The organism is Nocardia spongicola (assembly GCF_047200775.1).
Classification (GTDB): domain Bacteria; phylum Actinomycetota; class Actinomycetes; order Mycobacteriales; family Mycobacteriaceae; genus Nocardia.
In genome coordinates, this window is sequence record NZ_JBJZOO010000001.1 from 184,754 (window position 1) to 206,364 (window position 21,611).

General features: G+C 65.3%; 18 protein-coding genes. 2 read left to right on the forward strand and 16 right to left on the reverse strand.

The window, feature by feature from the left end; genetic code table 11:
• Positions 1 to 180 precede the first annotated feature (180 nt).
• Positions 181 to 1,329, reverse strand: a complete 1,149-nt coding sequence (locus tag ACL02S_RS00855; protein WP_412800291.1) for an RNA-guided endonuclease InsQ/TnpB family protein — start codon at positions 1,327 to 1,329, stop codon at positions 181 to 183.
• Positions 1,330 to 1,715: 386 nt separating this feature from the next.
• Between ACL02S_RS00855 and ACL02S_RS00860 the strand changes: the two genes are divergently transcribed.
• Entirely contained in the window at positions 1,716 to 2,273 is a 558-nt protein-coding gene (locus ACL02S_RS00860) for a MepB family protein (RefSeq protein ID WP_412800292.1), read from the forward strand.
• Between the two features lie 28 nt (positions 2,274 to 2,301).
• On the opposite strand, the gene ACL02S_RS00865 is transcribed toward ACL02S_RS00860, so the two are convergent.
• The gene (locus ACL02S_RS00865; RefSeq protein ID WP_412800293.1) at positions 2,302 to 2,607 is read right to left on the reverse strand and encodes a helix-turn-helix domain-containing protein; all 306 of its coding nucleotides are present in this window, start codon (positions 2,605 to 2,607) and stop codon (positions 2,302 to 2,304) included.
• A 294-nt stretch (positions 2,608 to 2,901) separates the two neighbouring features.
• Complete coding sequence (locus tag ACL02S_RS00870; RefSeq protein ID WP_412800294.1) at positions 2,902 to 3,849, reverse strand: helix-turn-helix transcriptional regulator; 948 nt, start codon at positions 3,847 to 3,849, stop codon at positions 2,902 to 2,904.
• Positions 3,850 to 4,028: 179 nt separating this feature from the next.
• Here ACL02S_RS00870 and ACL02S_RS00875 point away from each other — a divergent pair, with 179 nt between their 5' ends.
• The gene (locus tag ACL02S_RS00875; RefSeq protein ID WP_412800295.1) at positions 4,029 to 4,973 is read left to right on the forward strand and encodes an alpha/beta fold hydrolase; all 945 of its coding nucleotides are present in this window, start codon (positions 4,029 to 4,031) and stop codon (positions 4,971 to 4,973) included.
• A gap of 491 nt (positions 4,974 to 5,464) precedes the next feature.
• Here ACL02S_RS00875 and ACL02S_RS00880 read toward each other — a convergent pair whose 3' ends face one another.
• The 13 genes from ACL02S_RS00880 to ACL02S_RS00940 all read right to left on the reverse strand — a co-directional run bounded on the left by ACL02S_RS00880 (position 5,465) and on the right by ACL02S_RS00940 (position 21,587).
• The gene (locus ACL02S_RS00880) at positions 5,465 to 5,938 is read right to left on the reverse strand and encodes a DIP1984 family protein (RefSeq protein WP_412800296.1); all 474 of its coding nucleotides are present in this window, start codon (positions 5,936 to 5,938) and stop codon (positions 5,465 to 5,467) included.
• Positions 5,939 to 6,100: 162 nt separating this feature from the next.
• Positions 6,101 to 7,723, reverse strand: a complete 1,623-nt coding sequence (gene nuoN / locus ACL02S_RS00885; RefSeq protein ID WP_412800297.1) for an NADH-quinone oxidoreductase subunit NuoN — start codon at positions 7,721 to 7,723, stop codon at positions 6,101 to 6,103.
• 100 nt (positions 7,724 to 7,823) lie between these two features.
• Entirely contained in the window at positions 7,824 to 9,449 is a 1,626-nt protein-coding gene (locus tag ACL02S_RS00890; protein WP_412800298.1) for an NADH-quinone oxidoreductase subunit M, read from the reverse strand.
• On the reverse strand, positions 9,446 to 11,335 hold the full coding sequence (nuoL, locus tag ACL02S_RS00895; protein WP_412800299.1) for an NADH-quinone oxidoreductase subunit L: 1,890 nt from the start codon (positions 11,333 to 11,335) through the stop codon (positions 9,446 to 9,448). Before nuoL ends, ACL02S_RS00890 begins: the two co-directional genes overlap by 4 nt.
• Before the next feature lies 1 nt (position 11,336).
• Positions 11,337 to 11,636 carry an NADH-quinone oxidoreductase subunit NuoK gene (gene nuoK, locus ACL02S_RS00900; RefSeq protein WP_412800300.1) on the reverse strand — a complete coding sequence of 100 codons (300 nt, stop codon included), beginning with the start codon at positions 11,634 to 11,636 and terminating at the stop codon, positions 11,337 to 11,339.
• Complete coding sequence (locus ACL02S_RS00905; protein WP_412800301.1) at positions 11,633 to 12,463, reverse strand: NADH-quinone oxidoreductase subunit J; 831 nt, start codon at positions 12,461 to 12,463, stop codon at positions 11,633 to 11,635. Before ACL02S_RS00905 ends, nuoK begins: the two co-directional genes overlap by 4 nt.
• Positions 12,460 to 14,376 (reverse strand): NADH-quinone oxidoreductase subunit NuoH, encoded by a 1,917-nt coding sequence (gene nuoH / locus ACL02S_RS00910; RefSeq protein WP_412800302.1) that lies wholly within the window; start codon positions 14,374 to 14,376, stop codon positions 12,460 to 12,462. The genes ACL02S_RS00905 and nuoH overlap by 4 nt, the downstream gene beginning before the upstream one ends.
• Positions 14,369 to 16,852: an NADH-quinone oxidoreductase subunit G gene (locus ACL02S_RS00915; protein WP_412800303.1), complete on the reverse strand. Its 2,484-nt coding sequence runs from the start codon at positions 16,850 to 16,852 to the stop codon at positions 14,369 to 14,371. The genes nuoH and ACL02S_RS00915 overlap by 8 nt, the downstream gene beginning before the upstream one ends.
• Positions 16,849 to 18,171: an NADH-quinone oxidoreductase subunit NuoF gene (gene nuoF / locus ACL02S_RS00920; RefSeq protein ID WP_412800304.1), complete on the reverse strand. Its 1,323-nt coding sequence runs from the start codon at positions 18,169 to 18,171 to the stop codon at positions 16,849 to 16,851. The genes ACL02S_RS00915 and nuoF overlap by 4 nt, the downstream gene beginning before the upstream one ends.
• Positions 18,168 to 18,938: an NADH-quinone oxidoreductase subunit NuoE gene (nuoE, locus tag ACL02S_RS00925; protein ID WP_412800305.1), complete on the reverse strand. Its 771-nt coding sequence runs from the start codon at positions 18,936 to 18,938 to the stop codon at positions 18,168 to 18,170. The genes nuoF and nuoE overlap by 4 nt, the downstream gene beginning before the upstream one ends.
• Complete coding sequence (locus ACL02S_RS00930) at positions 18,935 to 20,269, reverse strand: NADH-quinone oxidoreductase subunit D (protein ID WP_412800306.1); 1,335 nt, start codon at positions 20,267 to 20,269, stop codon at positions 18,935 to 18,937. The genes nuoE and ACL02S_RS00930 overlap by 4 nt, the downstream gene beginning before the upstream one ends.
• Positions 20,269 to 21,036, reverse strand: a complete 768-nt coding sequence (locus ACL02S_RS00935; protein WP_412800307.1) for an NADH-quinone oxidoreductase subunit C — start codon at positions 21,034 to 21,036, stop codon at positions 20,269 to 20,271. The genes ACL02S_RS00930 and ACL02S_RS00935 overlap by 1 nt, the downstream gene beginning before the upstream one ends.
• Positions 21,033 to 21,587, reverse strand: a complete 555-nt coding sequence (locus ACL02S_RS00940; protein ID WP_412801066.1) for a NuoB/complex I 20 kDa subunit family protein — start codon at positions 21,585 to 21,587, stop codon at positions 21,033 to 21,035. The genes ACL02S_RS00935 and ACL02S_RS00940 overlap by 4 nt, the downstream gene beginning before the upstream one ends.
• Positions 21,588 to 21,611 lie beyond the last annotated feature (24 nt).

The window sequence follows — 21,611 nt, forward strand, 5'->3', positions numbered from 1 at the left end:
CCACGATCGTGTCGTCGGCCCGCGTGGAGTTCAGCAGGTCGGTCGGGCCAGGAAGAGCGACGGTCGCTCCGGTCTTCTCTATGGTTGACGTCCTCCTTGGCCTGAAGGACCAAGGATTCCTCCCAGCGTCCACACCGGACGCTCTCGGTGGGTTCCTGTTTCACCGAGGCCCGCTCTCCGCTAGGCGGAAAGACTCACAGCCCCTCCGCAGGCATTTAACCTCTCGGCCCGCCCGGCCACGAGGATATTGACCGCCGCATTCAGATCACGGTCATGCGTCACACCGCACCCGCATGTCCAGATACGCACAGGCAAGGGTTTGCGGTCCCCGACCACACCACACACCGAACACCTGCGGGTCGAGGGCAACCACCGGTCCACCTTATGGAAACTCCGCCCGTACCGGGCGGCTTTCTCCTCCAGCATCCGGGTGAACATCCCCCACCCGGCATCATGCACCGACTTCGCCAACCTCGTCCGCGCCAACCCCTTGACACACAAGTCCTCCACGAACACCGCTTGGCTCTCACGGATGATCCTCGTGGACTGCTTGTGCGCCCAGTCTCGGCGGGTATCGGCCACCCGCGCGTGCGCTTTCGCCACCCGCAGACGAGCCTTGGCCCGATTGGCCGAACCCTGCTGTTTGCGCGACAACCCTTGTTGCGCCTTCCGCAGGCGGCGTTCGGTCCGCCGCAGAAACCGAGGGTTCTCGATCGTGCGACCGTCCGACAACACCGCGAACACCGCCAACCCCAGATCGATCCCCACCTCCGCCTCGACCGGCGGCAACGGTTGCTCATCGACAGCGACGACGAACGACGCGAAATACCGGCCGCCCGCGTCCTGGATCACCGTCACACTCGATGGCTCCGATGGCAACTCCCGCGACCACCGCACCGCGATATCCCCGATCTTCGGCAAACGCAACTTGCCGCCCGGGGTGATCGCGAAGCGGGCGTTGCGGGTGAACCGGATCGCCTGGCGCGTGTCTTTGCGGGACCGAAACCGCGGGGGCGCGACCTTCGCGCCTGTGCGTGTGCCGGTGGCCGAGGCGAAGAAGTTGCGGTAGGCGGTGTGCAGATCAGCCAACGCTTGTTGCAGCACCACTGCCGATACTTCGGTCAGCCAGGCGCGTTCCGGGGTTTTCTTCGCCATCGTCAACTGGTGCGACAACACCGCGTCCGTCGGGTACGGCAGCCCGCTGGTGTGGGCGGTCCGGCGGGTGCGCAGGGCGTCGTTGTACACCACCCGCGCGCATCCGAACGCCCGCGCCAGCGCGTTCTGCTGGCCGGGGGTGGGGTAGACGCGGAAGGTGTACCGCAACTGCATGATCCCGATCCTAGGTGCGGCACCCCTGATGCGCGTACCGTTTCACGGTTGCGTCCAATAGCGTGCCAGGACATCGGGCAACTCAACGGCCCCGTTCAGGGCACGCTCGGGCCTTGGCGGCCCTCCCACGCGGGCCTTCACCACCGCCCTGACCGGCGGCGCACTGGCCCGCACCCGGTAGCGGTGTTGAGGTCGCGACTGGCTTATTCCGATTGCGTATATCGGAATAAGCGGAACATGTCATTTCTTATAAAGCAAAGTAGCTGTTCAGGCCGCCTACTCTGCTAGTGCCTCTGCTCGAAAGGTTAGCCTGGTAATTAGGTCAAGCCTGCGGACCTTCGAAGGTCCGCAGGCAGGCAGTGGGTTGTGGTCGGGAGGAGTCGGGTTTGGCGTCTGCGGTTGTGCCTCATGACGTGGCCGAGGCGCGGCGGGTTTTGACCGGTCTGGGTTTGGAATGTTCGGCCGCGGTTCCCGAGACGACGAATGCCGAGTACGGGGCGTTCGTTTCTGTGGTGGGCCGCGGGTCTGTCCGGTTCCGGGTGGGCAAGCTGACACCGGCGAAAGTCGGTCTGTTCGTTGCGGTGTGGCGACGGGCGGCTGATGGGTCGACGGAGCCGTTCGCCGGCGAGGACGGCGTCGATTTGCTGGTGATCACTGTTCGGGAGGGGCGGTGCTTCGGTCAGTTCGTGTTCCCGAACGCCGCGTTGGTCGAGCACGGTATCGTTTCTGTGGCCGGCCGAGGCGGGAAGCGCGGGTTTCGTGTGTATCCGCCGTGGTCCGCGACGGCGAACAGTCAAGCGATGCGGTCTCGGGAATGGCAGTGCGACTACTTTCTCGATCTCACCGACAGCCACATAACTGATCTGCCGAGGGCGCAGCGGCTCTACGACATGCTGCTGCAGCCCACGTCGAGCGAGGCTGCCCACACGGCCGACAAGCACTGAAGGGTCTGCGCCATTCATCATCCCAAGGTCACAGGTCGGCATCAGTACGCTCACGCGTCTTCTTGTCGGTCTTGCTCGGCCTGCCCCCGCTCCATTTTGGGTCCAGGGCCGCGAATCCATGCTCGTTGAAGTCGTGGATCACTTGGCGCACATAACCTTCGGTGACCTGCATCAGCTTTCCGATCAACGGCACCGGTTGACCTTGCGCCGACGCCATCACCACGATCGCGCGCCGCATCCGCACCGGCTGCTTGCTCGTGCGCGCGATCTGCTGCAATCTCCGCCCCTCTTCCGGGGTCACCGGCCGAACGAACACACCGGGTCTACGTGCCATCTGCACCACCTCCACCGGGCATGATCGCCAGCTCAACGCCAACGATCAACCCGCCGCGTGGGCCAACCGGATTACCCAGCCAACCTTTCAGGCCGAGGCACTAGCGACCCGCTAGTGCCTCGGCTCATCGACCACGCCCAAACCTTCACTGTCGTGCACAGGAGTACGGAACGAATCGGCCGTAGTGCACACACGAGCCCAGACCATGGGATAGTTCACCCTCCTGTGCATGTCACCTGTTCACGACTATCAGCCCGGGCGGAGAACCTCGGACTTCGGCACTGGGGGACGGTCTCAGCCGTATCGCTCGACGAGCGCGTTGCCGATCGAGGCCAGGTGCTCTCGCACGCCCGGAGGGCCGGTCACCTCTAGCGATTCGACCAGCCAGGCAAGCTCGCCGGCGAGCGTGTACTCGCTGTGGCCACGGATCACGACCTCGATGCGGCCGTCGGTCGTGGAACCTCCCACCTCGAGCCGGTCACCGAACGCCATCCGGAGCATGTCTATCCCGTGAGGCACGCATACCGCCTGGACCTCGAGGGGCGTTCGCTTGCGGTCGATCTCGTCGGCGATCTCGCGCCAGCTCTCGGCGAGGTCGAAGTCCTCGGGTCGGTGCACGGGATCGTCGGTCGGTTCGGCGGACGATACGCGGTCGATCCGGAAGGTCCGCCTGCCTGCCTCGGTATTGGCGACGAGGTACCACGACGGACCTTTGGCGACGATGCCCAGCGGGTGGACGGTTCTCTCGGTTTCGGTGCCTGCGCGGTCGACGTAGCCGAGCCGCACCTGAACGCCGCGGATCACCGCGTCTTGGAGTTCGTCGAGGAAGCGAGGTGGTCGGTGCTCGATCCGACTCGACCCCCATCGATGCGGGTCCTTGACCAACGACGACGCTGCTGCCTCGGCTTGCACCCGGAAGGGCTCCGGCAGGGCGTGGACGAGCTTGCGCAGCGCTGCTTTCACGGTCGGCGTCGCAGCCGAGGCCGGGCCCGCGACCAGGAACAGGGCGCGGGCCTCACTCGCGGTCAACCCGGACAGGTCGGTGCGGGCACCGCCAACGAGACGCCAGCCGCCGCCTCGGCCCTGCATGGAATACAGGGGAACCCCGGCCATGGCCAGGGCGTCGAGGTCGCGGCGGGCGGTGCGCTCGGAAACCTCCAGCTCTCGGGCGACTTCTGCTGCTGTCACCTGCTCGCGCCGTTGCAGCAGCAGGAGGATAGCCACCAGCCGGTCTGTTCTCACCCTCACAACTTTTTCACATAAACCGGTCATGAGGTGACCGGTTTCGGTCGTCAAGATAGCGATATGACTTCACCGACGAGACCCACGACCCACGAACCAGGGCCTATCGGGGGTGCGCCGCCACCACCTTCGGGCACCTTCGTCTCCTGATCACCCCGAAAAGATAGAGAGGAAATGCAATGTTTGATCCGACCGATTTTCCCGAGCCCACTCTTATTGCAGTCAATGGTGTGGAACTCGAAGTTTTCGAAGCAGGCCGACACAATGCGGGAAAACCCATTGTGCTCTGTCACGGCTGGCCCGAGCTGGCCTTTTCGTGGCGCTACCAGATGCCTGCGCTTGCCGAAGCGGGCTACCATGTCATCGTCCCCAACCAGCGGGGATATGGCAATTCATCCCGTCCGACCGAAGTAACAGACTATGACATCGAACATCTGTCGGGTGATCTCGTCGCACTTCTCGATCACTACGGATACGAGGATGCCACCTTTATCGGCCATGATTGGGGCGCAGCTGTCGTTTGGGGGCTGACCCTATTGCATCCGAACCGGGTAAACAAAGTGATAAACCTGAGCTTGCCCTATCAGGAGCGCGGAGAGAAACCCTGGATCGAGTTCATGGAAGAAGTGTTCGGCAGTAACTTCTATTTTGTTCATTTCAATCGACAGCCAGGTGTTGCAGACGCTGTACTCGAAGAAAATACATTCCGGTTCCTTCGTAACCTGTACCGGAAGAACGAGCCCCCCAGGGAGCCTCAGCCAGGTATGATGATGATCGATCTCGCCAGAGCGGAAACACCACTCGGCGAGCCCGTGATGAGCGACAGTGAACTGGCCGTTTACGTCTCCGCCTTCGAATCAACAGGGTTCACGGGCAGTATAAATTGGTACAGAAACCTCGATCGCAACTGGCACTTGTTGGCGGAGGTGAACCCGATCATCCAACAGCCCACACTCATGGTCTATGGCACCAGGGACATGGTCGCGAGGTCTGAAAAACTGGCAGAGTTCGTGCCCAATGTGGAAGTGGTCGATCTGGATTGTGGTCATTGGATCGAGCAAGAAAAGCCGGAAGAAACAAACCGAGCGATTTTGAAATGGCTGGAACAGCAGGGTGACGCCTAGCCCAGAATTTCATGCGGCCGGCGGCCCGGCCTGACCGGATTACGATTCGTCAGTCACGCGACCGTTCCGGTCGCGTGACTGTGACGGGTCGGCCCGGTCAGCGGGTCGGCCGTCGGCTTCCACTGTCCGGAGAGCGTGCCTTTCTGGCCGTCGGAATGGTGTCGGTGCCGGTCAGGCAACTCCCAGCACAAAAATATAGTTCAGCCTGCCCGTTTGACGTGACTTTTCTCCCTGATGCTCCTCGACCTCCTATGCGAGGGCATCTGATTACACGCGGTGGAGGTCCCCTGACCCGCCCTCGTCGTCATGGATCTGCACATGGTTGTGTGTTGTGCGCGGTGCACTATCACGTGTGCGCGATGCTGGGCTGCGATGTGAAGCGGGAATTGAACCCGCGCACTGCCCACCGTGCGCCTGAGTGAACCGATTACCCGTCGGCTCAGCGGGTTCGTGCACGCTTCCGCGACGACTACCTACTCCACCGCTCGGGATCACTCCAGCAGGTCCACCTCCCAGTTCGCCCGTTGGATTCGCACGTCGAGTTCACGGAGCTCTCGTGCGAGCTCATCGGCTCGGGCGCGTAATTCGGCGACGGGCAGAGCGGAAAACATCTTGAGCTCGGAACGCAGTTGGCGCGCGTACCCACCCTGGTTCCCGCCTGCGGCGGCGTCTGCGGCAGCAGTGACAACGGAGTGCCGCAGACGCAACGCATCACGGCGAGCCAGAGCGTCGGTAATGGTGCCTTCCTGCGGGCCGATATGCGCGGCGGTATTCGTGCGATTGATCCGTCGGAGGAGCGTCTCGAACTCGCCGATCACCGCTCCGACCTCGTTCAGCAGTGCCGATGCGTCTTCAGCCGGCTCTTCGCCTTCTTGATGGCGGGCGTTGCTCATGATACGAGTGCGCAGCTGTTCGATCCGCCGTGCGGAGTCCGCGCGCAATGCCAATGCCTCTGCTAATTTCACTTCCCCGACCTCCCCTCATGAACTGTGGTTGTCCATTGTGGGGATGCGCGGCCCGTGACGACAAATGATTTTTCGATGCGCGGGCAATGCCGGGCCGGGCGTGCTGCGTTGCTCCGGACGCGCTATACCACCGCGGTCCGGCAGCGGTGCCGCGTCCACCGGTCAGCGGACGAATGTCGCGGCCTGTTCGGCCAAATCGAGTACCGGTTGCGGGAAGACGCCGAGTACGAGTGTGACGGCGGCGCTGATCGCGATGACAGCGGTGGTCAGCCGGGGGACGACGAGCACGGGGGCCGCGGCGGGTGGATCGGTGAAGAACATCAGGACGATGACGCGCAGGTAGAAGAATGCCGCGATGGCGCTGCAGAGCACGCCCACGATCACCAGCGGTGCCGCGCCTGCGGAAGCCGCGGCTTCGAAGACGACGAATTTGCTGACAAATCCGCTGGTGAGCGGGAGACCGGCGAAGGAGAGCAGGAACAGCGCGAAAACTGTGGCCAGCCACGGTGAGCGGCGGCCGAGCCCGGCCCATCTGGCCAGGCCGGTGGCTTCGTCGCCTGTTGTTTCGCGAACCAGACTGACCACGGCGAACGCACCGAGGGTGCCGATGCCGTAGGCGGGCAGATAGAACAAGACCGCAGCGACACCCCGATCATCGGCCGCCACCGGCCCGGTGAGCAGGAAGCCGGCATGGGCCACCGCGGAATACGCGAGCATGCGTTTGACGTCGGTCTGGGTGATCGCCATGACCGCGCCGACCACCATGGTGGCGATCGCGACGGCCGCGATGATCGGCCGCCACTCATCGCGCAGGCCGAAAACGGCGACCTGGAGCACGCGCACCAATGCGCCGACCGCCGCGATCTTGGTCGCGGCCGCCATGAAACCGGTAATCGCGGTCGGCGCGCCCTGGTACACATCCGGTACCCAGGATTGGAATGGTACCGCGCCGATCTTGAACAGTAGGCCGACCGCCAGCATCGCGACCCCGAGCAGCGCCAACGTCGTATCGTCCGGCTGCTGCGCGATGGCGTCGGCGATCCCGGCGAACCCTACCGTGCCCGCTTGCCCGTACAGCAGCGCGACGCCGTAGAGGAAGAACGCCGAGGAGAACGCGCCGAGCAAGAAGTACTTCAGCGCGGCCTCCTGGGAGAGCAACCGCTTGCGACGCGCCAACCCGCACAACAGATACAGCGGAAGGGACAGCACCTCGAGCGCGACGAACATCGTGAGCAGGTCATTGGACGCCGGGAACAGCAGGAGCCCGCCGACGGCAAGCAAGGTCAGCGGGAACACCTCGGTGGTCGCGAACCCCGCGCGGATCGCCGCGGCCTCGGTCGCGCTGCCAGGCACCGCCGAAGCCTGCGGGGTGAAGGCATCCACACCGCGGCCGAGCGTGGCGGCGGCTCGACTCCAGGTGCCAGGGCCAGAGCGCTGCTGCTGCGGTTCGGCGCCGCGTTCGGCGATGAACAAGACCCCGAGGATCGACACCACCAGAATCGCCCCCTGGAGGAACAGAGTGACTCCGTCGATCGCCACGGCCCCTGCGACAGTGGTGGATTCGGTGCCCGCCAGCAGCACCACCGCGAGCAGCGCCGCGGTCAACCCGCCCAGGCTCAACACCAGATGCGCCGGATAGCGGAGGTGGCGGGCGAGGAATGCCTCGGCGAGCACACCGAGCACAGCGGCACCGAAGACGATGAGCATGGGGGACAGCGAGCCGTAGGCGATACTCGGCGCGGGGGCCGCCGCGGCGAGTGGCACAGCAAAGTCGAAGTCGTTCACTGAGGCCGTCCTGTGGTTGTTCGGCGGGTGTTCGCGGGATCAGCGAGTCGCCCTCCGCCGATGTTCCTGGGAGCATGACAGTCGTACGCAATCGATCGGCTCATTTGTGGGCGCCTTCGGGCTGCGGTGCCGACCCCGCCTCGGGCAGTGTGGGTATCGAGGGCGGAGGGTCGCTGGTACCGATGGTGGTGAGTGTCTGATCCACCGCGGGGTTGATGAAGTCGGTCAGGGGTTTCGGATAAACACCGAAGAACACCAGCATGGCCAGTAGCGGGGCGACTACGGCGAGTTCGCGGGGGGCGAGGTCGTGGATCCTTTCGTTGCCCTGTTTCACCGGGCCGGTCATCATCCGCTGGTAGAGCCACAGCACATACAGTGCGGCGAGTACCAACGCACTGGCAGCGACCACCGCGGCGAATTGATAGCGGGTGAAGGTGCCGACCAGCACCAGGAATTCACTGATGAACGGGGCGAGACCGGGTAATGACAGGGTGGCAAGACCGGCGACGAAGAATGTGCCTGCCAGTACCGGCGCCACTTTCTGGACGCCGCCGAACTCGGCGATGAGACGGGTTCCTCGCCGCGAGACCAGGAATCCGGCCACCAGGAACAGTGCGGCGGTGGAGATGCCGTGGTTGACCATATACAGTGTCGCACCGGTCTGGGCCTGGCTGGTCATCGCGAAGACGCCGAGAATGATGAAACCGAAGTGAGAGATCGATGTGTAGGCGATCAAACGCATCACATCGGTCTGTCCGATGGCAAGCAGGGCACCGTAGACGATACCGATCACCGCGAGCGTGATCACCAACGGTGCATAGGTTTTCGATGCGTCGGGGAACAGCAGCAGACAGTAGCGCAGCATGGCGAAGGTGCCCACCTTGTCCACCACCGCCATCATCAGTACCGCGCTGGCGGGTGTGGCCGCGACGGCGGCATCCGGCAGCCAGGTATGCAGCGGCCACAGTGGCGCCTTGACCGCGAAGGCGAACATGAAGCCGAGGAACAGGGCATTGAGCACGGCGGGCCCCGCGCCGAGCTGGCCCGCGTTGGCTGCGGCGGCGACGGTACGGAAATCGAATGTGCCCGAGGATCCTTCGCCCAGCGCCTCCCTGGCGGTGAGTACGTACAGTCCGATGACCGCCGCCAGCATGATCAACCCGCCGAACAGGTTGTACAGCAGGAACTTCACGGCCGCCCTTGCGCGCTGCCTGCGGACCCGTTCCTCGCCGGTGCGTGGCCCGAATCCACCGATGAGGAAATACATCGGGATGAGCATCGCCTCGAAGAACACATAGAACAGCAGAATGTCCAGTGCGATGAAGGAGACCAGCACCATCGCTTCGACGAGCAGGATGAGCGCGACGTAGGTGTGCGCGACACGCTTGCCGCCGCCTGCTTCTCGCTCATCGTGCCAGCCCGCCAGAATCAGCAGCGGAACCAGGGCCGCGGTCAGCAGGACCAGTACCAATGCGATGCCGTCGAGGCCGAGAGTGTAGCCGGCGCCGAACGCCGGAATCCACTGGCGCGCTTCGACGAATTGGTATTGCGCGCCGCCGGGATCGAAGCGTACGGCCAGTGCGATACCGATGACCAGGACGAGCAGCGAGCAGCCTAAAGCCACCCCGCGGGCCAGGGTGCGTCGCGCGGCGGGCAGTGCGAGCACGAGGACCGCGCCGAGGACCGGAACCAGCCACAGTGTCGTCAACCAGGGAAACTCGCTCACCACAACCTCACCGCCAGCAGGGCTGCGGCCACCAGAGCCGCGCCGGTGAACATGGACAGGGCATACGAGCGCACGAACCCGGATTGAACTCGCCGGATCCGTGCGGACAACCCGCCGATCAGCGCCGCGGTGCCGTTGACGATCCCGTCGATACCGCGGTTGTCGAGGAAGACCAACGCCCGGGTCGCATGCTGTCCCGGACGCATGAACACGGTCTCGTTGACCGCGTCACCGTAGAGATCCCTGCGGGCCGCGATGGTCACCGCGGAGACGGATTCGGGTGCGGTCTCCGGGATTTCGCGCTGTGCGTACTGGGCATAGGCGACCGCGACACCGATACCGACCACACTCAGCGCGAGCACCGTGATCACTGCCGCGGGGAGGGTTTCGGTGCCGTGTTCGGCGCCGACCACGGGTTCGAGCCAGTTCTGTAGCGAGGAGCCGTAGGCGAGTACCGCGCCCGCGCCGATCGAGCCGAGTGCGAGCAGGATCATCGGGCCGGTCATCACCGCGGGCGATTCGTGTGGGTGGGTGTCCGGTTTCCAGCGGCGTTCGCCGAAGAACGTCATCAGTACGACCCTGGTCATGTAGAACGCGGTCAATCCGGCGCCGAGCAGCGCCACGGTGCCAAGTGCCAGTCCGTTCACACCGCCCTGGTTGAACGCGGCCTCGATGATCCGGTCCTTGGAGAAGAACCCGGCGAACGGCGGTACTCCGATGATGGCCAGATAGCCGAGGCCGAAGGTGATATAGGTGATCGGCAGTAGGCGGCGCAGGCCGCCGTAACGGCGCATATCGGTTTCGTCGTTCATCGCGTGCATCACCGAGCCCGCACCGAGGAACAGACCGGCTTTGAAGAAGCCGTGGGTGAGCAGATGCATGATGGCGGCGGCGTATCCGATCGGGCCGAGGCCTGCGGCCAGCACCATATAGCCGATCTGGCTCATGGTCGAGGCGGCGAGTGCTTTCTTGATGTCGTCCTTGGCACAGCCGACGATCGCGCCGAACAGCAGCGTGACCGCACCGACCAGCACCACACCCAACCGCGCGTTCGGCGCCAGGTCGAAGATCGGGTTGGAGCGTGCGATCAGATAGACCCCGGCGGTGACCATGGTGGCCGCGTGAATGAGTGCCGAGACCGGGGTGGGGCCTTCCATGGCGTCGCCGAGCCAGGATTGCAATGGCACCTGCGCGGATTTGCCGCAGGCGGCCAGCAGCAGCAACAGGCCGATGGCGGTGAGTGTGCCCTCGCCCGCGGCGTCCGCGGCGCCGAACACAGTGTCGAAGTCGATCGAGCCGAACGTCGCGAACATCACCATCATGGCGATCGCCAGGCCCATATCGCCGACCCGGTTGACCACGAAGGCCTTCTTGGCCGCTGTCGCCGCCGAAGGCTTGTGGTACCAGAACCCGATCAACAGGTAGGAGGCCAGCCCGACGCCCTCCCAGCCGAGATAGAGCACGAGATAGTTGTTCGCCAGTACCAGCAGCAGCATCGCCGCGAGGAACAGGTTGAGGTAGGCGAAGAATCGTCGCCGGGCCGGGTCGTGGCGCATATAGCCGATCGAGTAGATGTGGATCAGCGAGCCGACGCCGGTGATCAGCAGCGCGAAACAGATCGAGAGCTGATCCAGCTGGAGGGCGAAGTCGATCCGCAGGCCTGCCACCGGAACCCAGCTGAACAGGTCCGTATGTATCGTGCGGGCCGCGGTGTCGCGCCCGAGCATATCGACGAACGCGATCATCGCGACGGCGAACGAAGCCAGCGCCATCAGGGTGCCGAGCACCGGACCTGGTTTGTCGCCGTGGCGGCCGACCGACAACAGGATGATCGCGCCTGCCAGTGGCAGGGCGGGCAGCAGCCAGAGCGTTACGGCGGTGTCCACGTCAGAACTTCAGCAGGTTGGCGTCGTCGACCGAGGTCGAGCGGCGGGTGCGGAAGATGGTCATGATGATCGCCAGGCCGACGACCACTTCGGCGGCGGCGACCACCATGGTGAAGAACGCGAACACTTGCCCCTCCAGGTTGGCGTGCATTCTGGCGAAAGTGACGAAGGCGAGATTCACCGCGTTGAGCATCAGTTCGATGCACATGAACACCACGATGGCGTTGCGGCGCAACAGCACACCGGCCGCACCGATGGTGAACAGCAGGGCGGACAGGAACAGGTAGTTCTCGGGATTCACCGGTTGCCTTCCTCGTCGCTGGGGTTGTCGGTCTCCTCCGCTGCGGAGGTGGTGCCGACCGAGAGGACAGCTGCTTCGGTGAGCGCCCTGGTACGGCGATGGCGCAGGATAGTGCTGACCGACAATTCCTCGAAGGAGCCGTCGGGCAGCCGAGCGGGGATGTCCACCGCGTTGTGCCTGGCATAGACGCCGGGGGTGGGTAGCGGGGTCGCACGGTGTCCCTGCTCCCGGAAGCGGCGGCGTGACAGTTCACGCTGGCCGAGGCGTGGCCCCAGCTGTTCGCGGTGGGCCAGCACCATCGCACCGATGGTTGCCGTGATCAGCAGGGCGCCGGTGAGCTCGAAGGCCCATACGAAGCGCAGGAAGATCAGCTCGGCCAGCTCACCGATCACATCGCGCCCGGCGAAACCGGAAGCGGGAAAGGTGAGCCCGGTCTCACGGACACCGCGGGAGATGCCGCTGCTGAACAACAGTCCGAAGCCGAGCCCCACACCGACAGCGGCGAGGCGCTGACCGCGGATGGTTTCTTTCAGCGATTCGGCGGAATCGACACCGACGAGCATCAACACGAACAAGAACAGCATCATGACCGCGCCGGTGTAGACCACGATTTGCACGACACCGAGGAATAACGCGTCCTCGGCGATATAGAAGATGGCCAGCGCGATCATCGTCGCGGCGAGGCACAGCGCGGAGTGCACTGCCTTGGGGGCGAACACCATGCCGAGCGCGCCGAGAACCGCGAGGGGGGCGAGGATCCAGAATTGGACGGCTTCGCCGGTGGAGGTACGGGTCAGTGGTTCTGCGGCCAGGATCAGGTCGGTCATCGTGCCGCTCCTTCGGCGCCCGTGGTGGCAGGGCGTTTCGCCGGATCGGCCGGACCACCGCCGGTGTCGGTGCCCGGTGGGCTACCCGATACCCGGCCGAGGTAGTAGTCGGCCTCATCGGTGCCGGGACGCATGGCATGTGGTGGTGCGGTCATCCCCGGTTGCAGTGGGGCCAGCAACCTGTCTTTCTCGTAGATCAGGTCGGCTCGGTTGTCGTCGGCCATCTCGTAGTCGTTGGTCATCGTGAGTGCTCTGGTCGGACAGGCCTCGATACACAGCCCGCACCCGATACAACGCAGGTAGTTGATCTGGTAGACCCGGCCGTACCGTTCACCCGGCGAATACCGTTCGGACTCGGTGTTGTCCGCGCCTTCCACGTAGATCGCGTCCGCCGGGCAGGCCCAGGCACACAGCTCGCAACCGATGCACTTCTCCAGGCCGTCGGGATGCCGGTTGAGCTGATGTCTGCCGTGATAGCGCGGTGCGGTCGGTGTCTTGTGCTCGGGATAGAACTCGGTGTTCGGTTTCTTGAGCATGGTCCCCGCGGTGACCGCGAATCCGGACAGTGGTTCGAGCAGTCCGGCTTTGGCACGGGTGATATCGCGGGACTGGGCGTCGGCGGGTAGCGGCGGCACCGGGAAACCGAGGAAGACCGGGGCGCCTGCGGCCGGGGGTGGTTCGATCGGTGCCGGGGTTCCCTTTGCCCGCCCGGCCCGCAGGAACTGCAGCACCAGCAGCGCGGTGATCACCAGGCCACCGATCACCAGGATGGGAGTCTGCACGGAGTAGCCCTCGATCTGCAGGACCCGTGCGGTGGCGACCACCATGACCCAGCTGAGCGAGGCCGGGATCAACAGTTTCCAACCGAGATTCATGAACTGGTCGTAGCGCAGTCGCGGCAGGGTGCCCCGCAGCCAGATGAACACGAACAGGAACGTCCACACCTTGACGGTGAACCACAACACCGGCCACCAGCCGGAGTTCGCGCCATCCCACATGTTCAGCGGCCACGGTGCTCGCCAGCCGCCCAAGAACAGGGTGGTCGCCAGCGCGGACACCGTGGCCATATTGACGTACTCGGCCAGCATGAACATGGCGAACTTGAGCGAGGAGTACTCGGTGTGGAAGCCACCGACCAGCTCCCCCTCGGCCTCCGGCAGGTCGAAGGGCGCCCGGTTGGTCTCGCCGACCATCGAAACGCAGTAGATCAGGAACGACGGCAGCAGCAGGAAGACATACCAGGTTCCTTCCTGCGCGGACACGATGCCTGAGGTGGCCATGGTTCCACCGAGCAGGAACACGGCGGCGAAGCACAGCGCCATCGCGATCTCATAGGAGATGACCTGTGCGGTCGAACGCAAGCCACCGAGCAGCGGATAGGTCGAGCCGGAGGACCATCCGGCCAGCACGATGCCGTAGACGCCGATGGAGGTGATCGCCAGGATGTACAACACCGCGACCGGAAGGTCGGTGAGCTGCAGTGTGGTGGTGACGCCGAAGACCGAGACTTCCGGCCCGAACGGGATGACCGCGAACGCGAGGAAGGCGGGGACCGCCGAGATGATCGGCGCCAGAATATAGATCGGCTTGTCTACGATCGCCGGGACGATGTCTTCTTTCAACGCCATTTTCACGCCGTCGGCGACGCTCTGCAGTGCGCCGAACGGCCCGGTCCGGTTCGGGCCGATCCGCATCTGCATGCGCGCGACGATCTTTCGTTCCGCCAACACCGCGACCAGCGGAATGAGCATCAGATAGACGAAGACGGCGAGCGCTTTCCCGACCACGAGCCACAGCGGGTCGTTTCCGAAACCGGGGAGTGCGCCGGGTTCGTAGGACGCGGCGTGCGTCACCACAGGGCCGGTGCTCGACGTGAGCAACGTCGAGGTGAGGAACAGAGCTGGATCACTCATGACGGTGCTCCTTCATCCTCTCGTCCGCGCGCCGCAGCTGGACAAGGGCGCCGGGCGGTACGGCGAGCTGCTCGGTAACGGAGCAGCCGGGCGAGTGCTGGGGCAACCACACCACCCGATCGGGCAGATCACTGATCCGTAGCGGCAGTGTGATGGCGCCGTGGCCGGTGCCGACGGTGACCATATCGTCGCTGGTCACACCGATTTCCGCGGCGGTAGCGGCGGACAGGCGTAGCACCGGCGTCCTGGCGATGCCTGCCAGGTTCGGCTCGCCGTCCTGCATGCGTCCCTCGTCGAGGAGCATGCGCCAGCAGGCCAGTACCGCGGTGCCCGCCTGGGTTTGCGGCAGCGGTGCGGGCCGGTATGCGGGCGCGGCGCCCGGTGCGCCGTCCCAGGCGCCGAGTTCGGCGAGTTCGGTACGGACGGATTCGGTATCGGGCAGCCCCAGATCCACCGACATCTGGCTTGCGATGGCATGCAGCACACGCAGATCCGGCAGTGGTGCGGCCCGACGGCGTACCAGGTCGGCGCCGAGCGCGGCGGCGAACGGCCGCCGCCTGCCCTCCCAGGTACGGAAGGTACCGGACTTCTCCATCGCGGAGGCCACCGGGAAAACCACATCGGCGCGCTCGGTGACCTGGCTGTGCCGCAACTCCAGGCTGACCACGAACCGGGCCGCATCGATGGCGGCAAGTGCGGCGGATGGATCGGGCAGATCGGTGACGTCGACGCCGCCGATTACCAGAGCGCCGAGACTCGATGCGGCGGCCAGGATGGCGGTGGTATCGCGGCCTGCGGCGGTCGGCAGTTCCGCCATCTGCCAGAGTTCCCGAACTTGTTGGCGGGCCATTGGATCGGCGACCGGACGTCCACCGGGGAGCAGACCGGGTAACGTACCGGCCTCGACCGCGCCGCGTTCACCCGCACGGCGGGGTACCCAGGCGAGGGCGGCTCCGGTCTCGTCGGCGAGGCGGACGGTGGCCGACAACGCGCCGGGGATACCCGCCATCCGTTCGCCGACCAGGATCACCGCGCCGGGTACGCGCAGGAGCCGGGCCAGGTCGGCCTGCTGCGCGCTCTCCGTATCCGACGTGGTGATCTCTTCGGCTCGGATGGCGTCGAGCAACTGGGGTTCGGCTCCGGGCACGGTCCGCATCAGGCGGCCGGACATGCGCTCCAGCCCACGTGAGGCGTACGGCGCCAGCGAGTAGATCGGCAGGCCGCGTTTCCTGGCGGCCTTACGCAGCCGCAGATAGACGATCGGCGCTTCTTCTTCCGGTTCTAATCCGACCAGCAGGACCACCGGAGCGGCTTCCATGCTGTCGTAGGTCACCGCGGTGTCCTGGCCCGCGACCCTGGCGGCGAGGAAGTCGGCCTCTTCCGCGGAATGCACACGGGACCGGAAATCGATGTCGTTGGTGCCGAGGGCGAGGCGTGCGAATTTCGCGTAGGCGTAGGCGTCTTCTTCGGTGACCCGGCCGCCGACGAGGACGCCGGCGTTACCGAAGGCCGCGGCGAGGCCTTCGGCGGCGGCGGTCAGCGCCTCCGACCAGGAAGCGGGGGCGAGGACGCCGTCCCAGCCGCGTACGAGCGGGGTGGTGAGCCGGTCGGGCTGGGTGGCGTAGGTGAAGGCCCAGCGCCCCTTGTCGCAGTTCCATTCCTCGTTGACCTGCGGATCATCACCGGCCAGCCTGCGCAGCACAGTGCCGCGCCGGTGGTCGGTGCGTTGGGCGCAGCCGCAGGCGCAGTGCTCGCATACGTTCGGGCTGGACACCAGGTCGAACGGGCGCGCCCGGAACCGATAGGTGGTGCCGGTGAGTGCGCCGACCGGGCAGATCTGCACGGTGTTGCCGGAGAAGTAGGAGTCGAGTGGTTCGGCCTGCGCGGTGCCGACCTGCTGCAATGCGCCGCGATCCAGCAATTCGATGAATGGATCGCCTGCGATTTGCTGTGTGAAGCGGGTGCAGCGGGCGCACAGCACACAGCGCTCGCGGTCCAGCAGTACCGCCGTGGACAACGGAATCGGTTTGGGGTAGGTGCGTTTACGTCCGTCGAACCGGGATTCGGCACGGCCGGTGGACATCGCCTGGTTCTGCAGGGGGCACTCGCCGCCTTTATCGCAGACCGGGCAGTCGAGCGGATGGTTGATCAGCAACAGCTCCATCACGCCCTCCTGTGCCTTATCGGCGACGGGGGAGGTGAGCTGGGTACGTACGACCATGCCCTCGGTAACCGGCACGGTGCAGGAGGCGACCGGTTTGCGCTGGCCCTCCACTTCGACCAGGCATTGGCGGCAGGCGCCGACCGGATCGAGCAGCGGATGATCACAGAAACGGGGGATCTGCAGGCCGATCATCTCGGCCGCCCGGATCACCAGGGTGCCGGGGGGCACGCTGATGGTTGTGTCGTCGATGGTCACGGTCACCAGGTCGGCAGGAGCCAATCCGCTGGTGTTGCTACTCACGATGGCAGTCATCGCACCCCTTCTCCTGATTCGGCCCATGCGGTGGAGCGCGCCGGGTCGAACGGGCAGCCGCCGAACCACAGATGTTCGACGTACTCCTCGCGGAAGTACCGCAGCGAGGAGATGATCGGGCTCGCCGCGCCGTCGCCGAGGGCGCAGAACGACTTGCCGTTGATGGTGTCGCTGATGTCGAGCAGTTTGTCCAGGTCCGTTTCGGTGCCTTGTCCTGCCTCCAGCTGTTCGAGCAGCTGAACCAGCCAGTAGGTGCCTTCCCGGCACGGCGTGCATTTACCGCAGGATTCGTGCGCGTAGAACTCGGTCCAGCGCAGGACTGCGCGCACCACGCAGGTGGTGTCGTCGAAGATTTGCAGTGCCTTGGTGCCGAGCATGGACCCGGCGCTCGCGACGCCCTCGTAGTCGAGTGGAACGTCGAGGTGTTCTTCGGTGAACAGTGGGGTGGACGAGCCGCCGGGGGTCCAGAACTTGACCCGATGGCCTTCGCGCACCCCGCCCGCGTATCCGAGCAGTTCGCGCAGCGTGATTCCCAGCGGCGCCTCGTACTGTCCGGGCCTGGTCACGTGTCCCGACAGCGAATAGAGGGTGAAGCCGGGGGATCTCTCGCTGCCCATCGAGCGGAACCAGGAGGTGCCGTTGCGGATAATGGGCGGCACGCTGGCGATGGATTCCACATTGTTCACCACGGTCGGGCAGGCGTAGAGGCCCGCGACGGCGGGGAACGGCGGGCGTAGCCGGGGCTGTCCGCGGCGGCCTTCCAGGGAATCCAGTAGCGCGGTCTCCTCACCGCAGATATACGCGCCCGCCCCGGCGTGCACTACCAGCTCGAGGTTGTAGCCGGAGCCGAGGATGTTGTGGCCGAGATAGCCCGCCGCGTAGGCCTGTGCCACCGCGGCTTGTAGCCGGCGGATGACCGGGATCACTTCGCCGCGGACATAGATGAACGCGTTGGCCGCGCGGATGGCGTACGCGGCGATGACGATGCCTTCGATCAACGCGTGCGGGGTGGCGAGCAGGAGTGGAATGTCCTTGCAGGTACCTGGCTCCGACTCGTCGGCGTTCACCACCAGATAGTGCGGTTTGGTGACACTGTCGGTACCGGAGCCTTGGGGGATGAAACTCCATTTCATGCCGGTGGGGAAGCCCGCGCCGCCGCGGCCGCGTAGGCCCGCGTCTTTGACGGTCTGGATCACCAGGTCCGGGTCCATGCGCAGGGTGGTGCGCAGCGCTTGATAGCCGTCATGACGCAGATAGGTGTCCAATGTCCAGGACTGTGGATCGTCCCAATACGTGCTCAGCACCGGGGTGAGGGTCATCGGATGTCCTCCGGCTCCTCGTGTGGCGCGGGGGCCCGCATACCTTGTTCGCGCGCGATCCGCAGCCCGGCGAGCGTCGGATCGCCCGCTGCGCCGTCGAGCACGCCTTCGCGGTCGTCGGGGAAGCCGGCGAGGATGCGTGCGGTCTGCTTGAACGTGCACAGCGGCGCGCCCCGCGTCGGTGTGACCTGCTCTCCGGCGCGGAGTGCGTCTACCAGGGCACATGCCGATTCAGGGGTCTGATTATCGAAGAATTCCCAGTTGACCATGACCACCGGCGCGAAATCGCATGCCGCATTGCACTCGATACGCTCGAGAGTGATCGCTGCGTCCGCCGTGGTCTCGCCGTGTGCGAGACCGAGGTGGTGCTGCAGCGCGGCGAAGACGGCATCGCCGCCGAGCACCGCGCACAGGGTATTGGTGCACACGCCGACGTGATAGTCGCCGGTCGGAGTACGCCGGAACATCGAGTAGAAGGTCGCGACCGCGGTGACCTCGGCCCCGGTCAGGCCCACCTGTTCGGCGCAGAATTCGATGCCGGTACCGGTGACGTATCCCTCCTCGGATTGCACCAGATGCAGCAGCGGAAGCAGCGCCGACCGCGGATGCGGATAGCGTGCGATGATCTCCTTGGCGTCGGCCTCCAACCGTTCGTGGACGAAGGGTTGGTACGGCTCGGGCCTGCGACCGAGCTGCAACAGGATTTCCCGCCCGTTCGGCACCTGGCCGTTTCCCTTCGTCGAATCGCCGTGCGCCGCGTCGGTCATCGGTCCACTCCGCCCATGACCGGGTCGATGCTGGCGACCGAGGCGATGACGTCGGCGACCATGCCGCCCTCGCACATCGCCGCGACCGCTTGCAGATTGGTGAACGAGGGGTCGCGATAGTGCACTCGATAGGGCCGGGTGCCGCCGTCGCTGACCAGATGTACGCCCAGTTCGCCGCGGGGTGATTCCACTGCCGCGTACACCTGACCCGCCGGAACTCGCATTCCCTCGGTGACCAGTTTGAAGTGGTGAATCAGCCCCTCCATGGACGTGCCCATGATCGTGCCGATGTGCTCGGATGAGTTGCCGAGGCCGTCCGGGCCGAGCTGCAGATCCGCGGGCCAGGCGATCTTCCTGTCATCCACCATGACCGGGCCGGGGCGTAGCCGGTCCAGGCATTGCTCGACGATCTTCAGCGACTCCCTCATCTCCGCCACCCGAATGGCGTAGCGGCCGTAGCAGTCGCATCCGGTGCTGGTGGGGATGTCGAATTCGTAGTTCTCATAACCGCAGTAGGGCTGGGATCTGCGGATATCGTGCGGAAGTCCGGTGGCGCGCAGCACCGGGCCGGTGATGCCCAAGGCCATGCATCCTTGCAGGTCGAGGTAGCCGATATCTTGGGTACGGGCCTTCCAGATCGGGTTCGAGGTGAGCAGATGCTCCATATCGCGCAGCCGCTCGGGCAGCAGCGCGAGCAGTTCACGGACCTTGGTCACCCCGTCGCCGGGCAGGTCTTGGGCCAGCCCGCCGGGACGGATGTAAGCGTGGTTCATCCGCAACCCGGTGATCGTCTCGAATACATCGAGAATCAGTTCGCGCTCACGGAACCCGAACAGCATTGTGGTGAGCGCACCGAGCTCCATCCCCCCGGTGGCCAGGGCGACCAGGTGGGAGGAGATGCGGTTGAGCTCCATGAGCAGGACCCGGATGATCGTGGCGCGCTCCGGGATCTGTTCGGTGATATCGAGCAGTTTCTCCACCCCGAGGCAGTACGCCACTTCGTTGAAGAACGGTGACAGGTAGTCCATCCGGGTGACGAAGGTGACGCCCTGCGCCCAGGTGCGGAATTCGAGGTTCTTCTCGATTCCGGTGTGCAGATAGCCGATTCCGCAGCGGGCCTCGGTGACCGTCTCGCCTTCGATCTCCAGGATCAGCCGCAGCACACCGTGTGTGGACGGGTGCTGTGGGCCCATGTTCACCACGATGCGTTCCTCGCCTGCGCCCGCCAGTGTCTCGGCGACCTGGTCCCAGTCCTGACCCGCGACGGTGACAGTGGTTGGTTCCGGTCCGATGCCCTCGGCGGCCTCGGGCCTGGTGTCGGTGTCGTTCATCAGTGGTATGCCCTCCGCTCGTCGGGCGGCGGGATACGCGCGCCCTTGTATTCGACCGGGATCCCGCCGAGCGGGTAGTCCTTGCGCTGGGGATGGCCGCGCCAGTCGTCCGGCATGGTGATCCGGGTGAGCGAGGGGTGCCCGTCGAACCGGATGCCGAAGAAGTCGTAGGCCTCGCGCTCATGCCAGTCGACGGTCGGGTACACCGCGTAGAGCGAGGGGATATGCGGGTCAGCGTCCGGTGCGGACACTTCGACGCGCAGGCGGCGGTTATGCGTGATCGACATGAGGTGGTAGACCGCGTGGAGTTCGCGGCCGGAGTCCTCCGGATAGTGCACGCCGTTCACCCCGAGGCAGAGTTCGAAACGCAGTGCGGGGTTGTCGCGTAACGCGCTTGCGACGGCGAGTAGGTGTTCGCGGCGTACGTGCAGGGTGAGTTCGTCACGGAAGACGATCACTTTCTCCAGCACCTCGTCCGAGCGGGCCCCGGTCGCGGCGAGCGCGGCGCGTAACGCCTCGACCACTTCGTCGAAGTAGCCACCGTAAGGGGGTTGGGTGCTGTTCGGCACGGTGACCGGACGGACCAGACGGCCGTAGCCGGAGGTGTCGCCGGTGCCTGTGACACCGAACATGCCATGCCGTACGCCGATGACCTCGGCATCAGCCGGTGTCGGATCAGCCTCAGGGGGTGTGCCTTCTGGACCTGCGGTAGCGGCGGCGTCGATCGGGTCGTGGGCGGTGGAGCGGCCGGTGTGTTCGGAAGTCATCGCAGCAGACCCTCCATCCGGATGGTCGGTGTCGTGGCCAGCGCGGCTTGTTCGGCGGCGCGGATGGCTTCCTCGCGGTTGACGCCGAGCGGCATCTGCTGAATCTTCTCGTGCAGTGCCAGGATCGCGTGCAGCAGCATCTCCGGCCGGGGCGGGCATCCCGGCAGATAGATGTCGACCGGAACGATGTGGTCGACGCCCTGTACGACGGCGTAGTTGTTGAACATCCCGCCGGAGGAGGCGCAGACACCCATCGCCAGCACCCATTTCGGTTCGGTCATCTGGTCGTAGACCTGGCGCAGCACCGGGGCCATCTTCTGGCTCACCCGGCCGGCGACGATCATCAGATCGGCTTGCCGTGGTGAGGCCCGGAAGGCCTCCATACCGAAGCGGGCGATATCGAATCGGCCCGCGCCGGTGGCCATCATCTCGATGGCGCAGCAGGCCAGGCCGAAGGTGGCGGGCCATACCGAGCCCTTGCGCAGGTATCCGGCGAAATCCTGGACTGTGCTCAGCAGAAAACCGCTGGGCAGTTTTTCTTCGAGACCCATGTTCTCCTGGCTCACTTCCCCTTG

Excerpts from the sequence above, each read along its gene's own strand:
- ACL02S_RS00855 (WP_412800291.1), bottom strand. The coding sequence starts at position 1,329 with ATGCAGTTGCGGTACACCTTCCGCGTCTACCCCACCCCCGGCCAGCAG.
- ACL02S_RS00865 (WP_412800293.1), bottom strand. The coding sequence starts at position 2,607 with ATGGCACGTAGACCCGGTGTGTTCGTTCGGCCGGTGACCCCGGAAGAG.
- ACL02S_RS00875 (WP_412800295.1), top strand. The coding sequence starts at position 4,029 with ATGTTTGATCCGACCGATTTTCCCGAGCCCACTCTTATTGCAGTCAAT.
- ACL02S_RS00905 (WP_412800301.1), bottom strand. The coding sequence starts at position 12,463 with ATGACCGACCTGATCCTGGCCGCAGAACCACTGACCCGTACCTCCACC.
- nuoH (WP_412800302.1), bottom strand. The coding sequence starts at position 14,376 with ATGAGTGATCCAGCTCTGTTCCTCACCTCGACGTTGCTCACGTCGAGC.
- ACL02S_RS00915 (WP_412800303.1), bottom strand. The coding sequence starts at position 16,852 with ATGACTGCCATCGTGAGTAGCAACACCAGCGGATTGGCTCCTGCCGAC.
- nuoF (WP_412800304.1), bottom strand. The coding sequence starts at position 18,171 with ATGACCCTCACCCCGGTGCTGAGCACGTATTGGGACGATCCACAGTCC.
- nuoE (WP_412800305.1), bottom strand. The coding sequence starts at position 18,938 with ATGACCGACGCGGCGCACGGCGATTCGACGAAGGGAAACGGCCAGGTG.
- ACL02S_RS00930 (WP_412800306.1), bottom strand. The coding sequence starts at position 20,269 with ATGAACGACACCGACACCAGGCCCGAGGCCGCCGAGGGCATCGGACCG.
- ACL02S_RS00935 (WP_412800307.1), bottom strand. The coding sequence starts at position 21,036 with ATGACTTCCGAACACACCGGCCGCTCCACCGCCCACGACCCGATCGAC.
- ACL02S_RS00940 (WP_412801066.1), bottom strand. The coding sequence starts at position 21,587 with ATGGGTCTCGAAGAAAAACTGCCCAGCGGTTTTCTGCTGAGCACAGTC.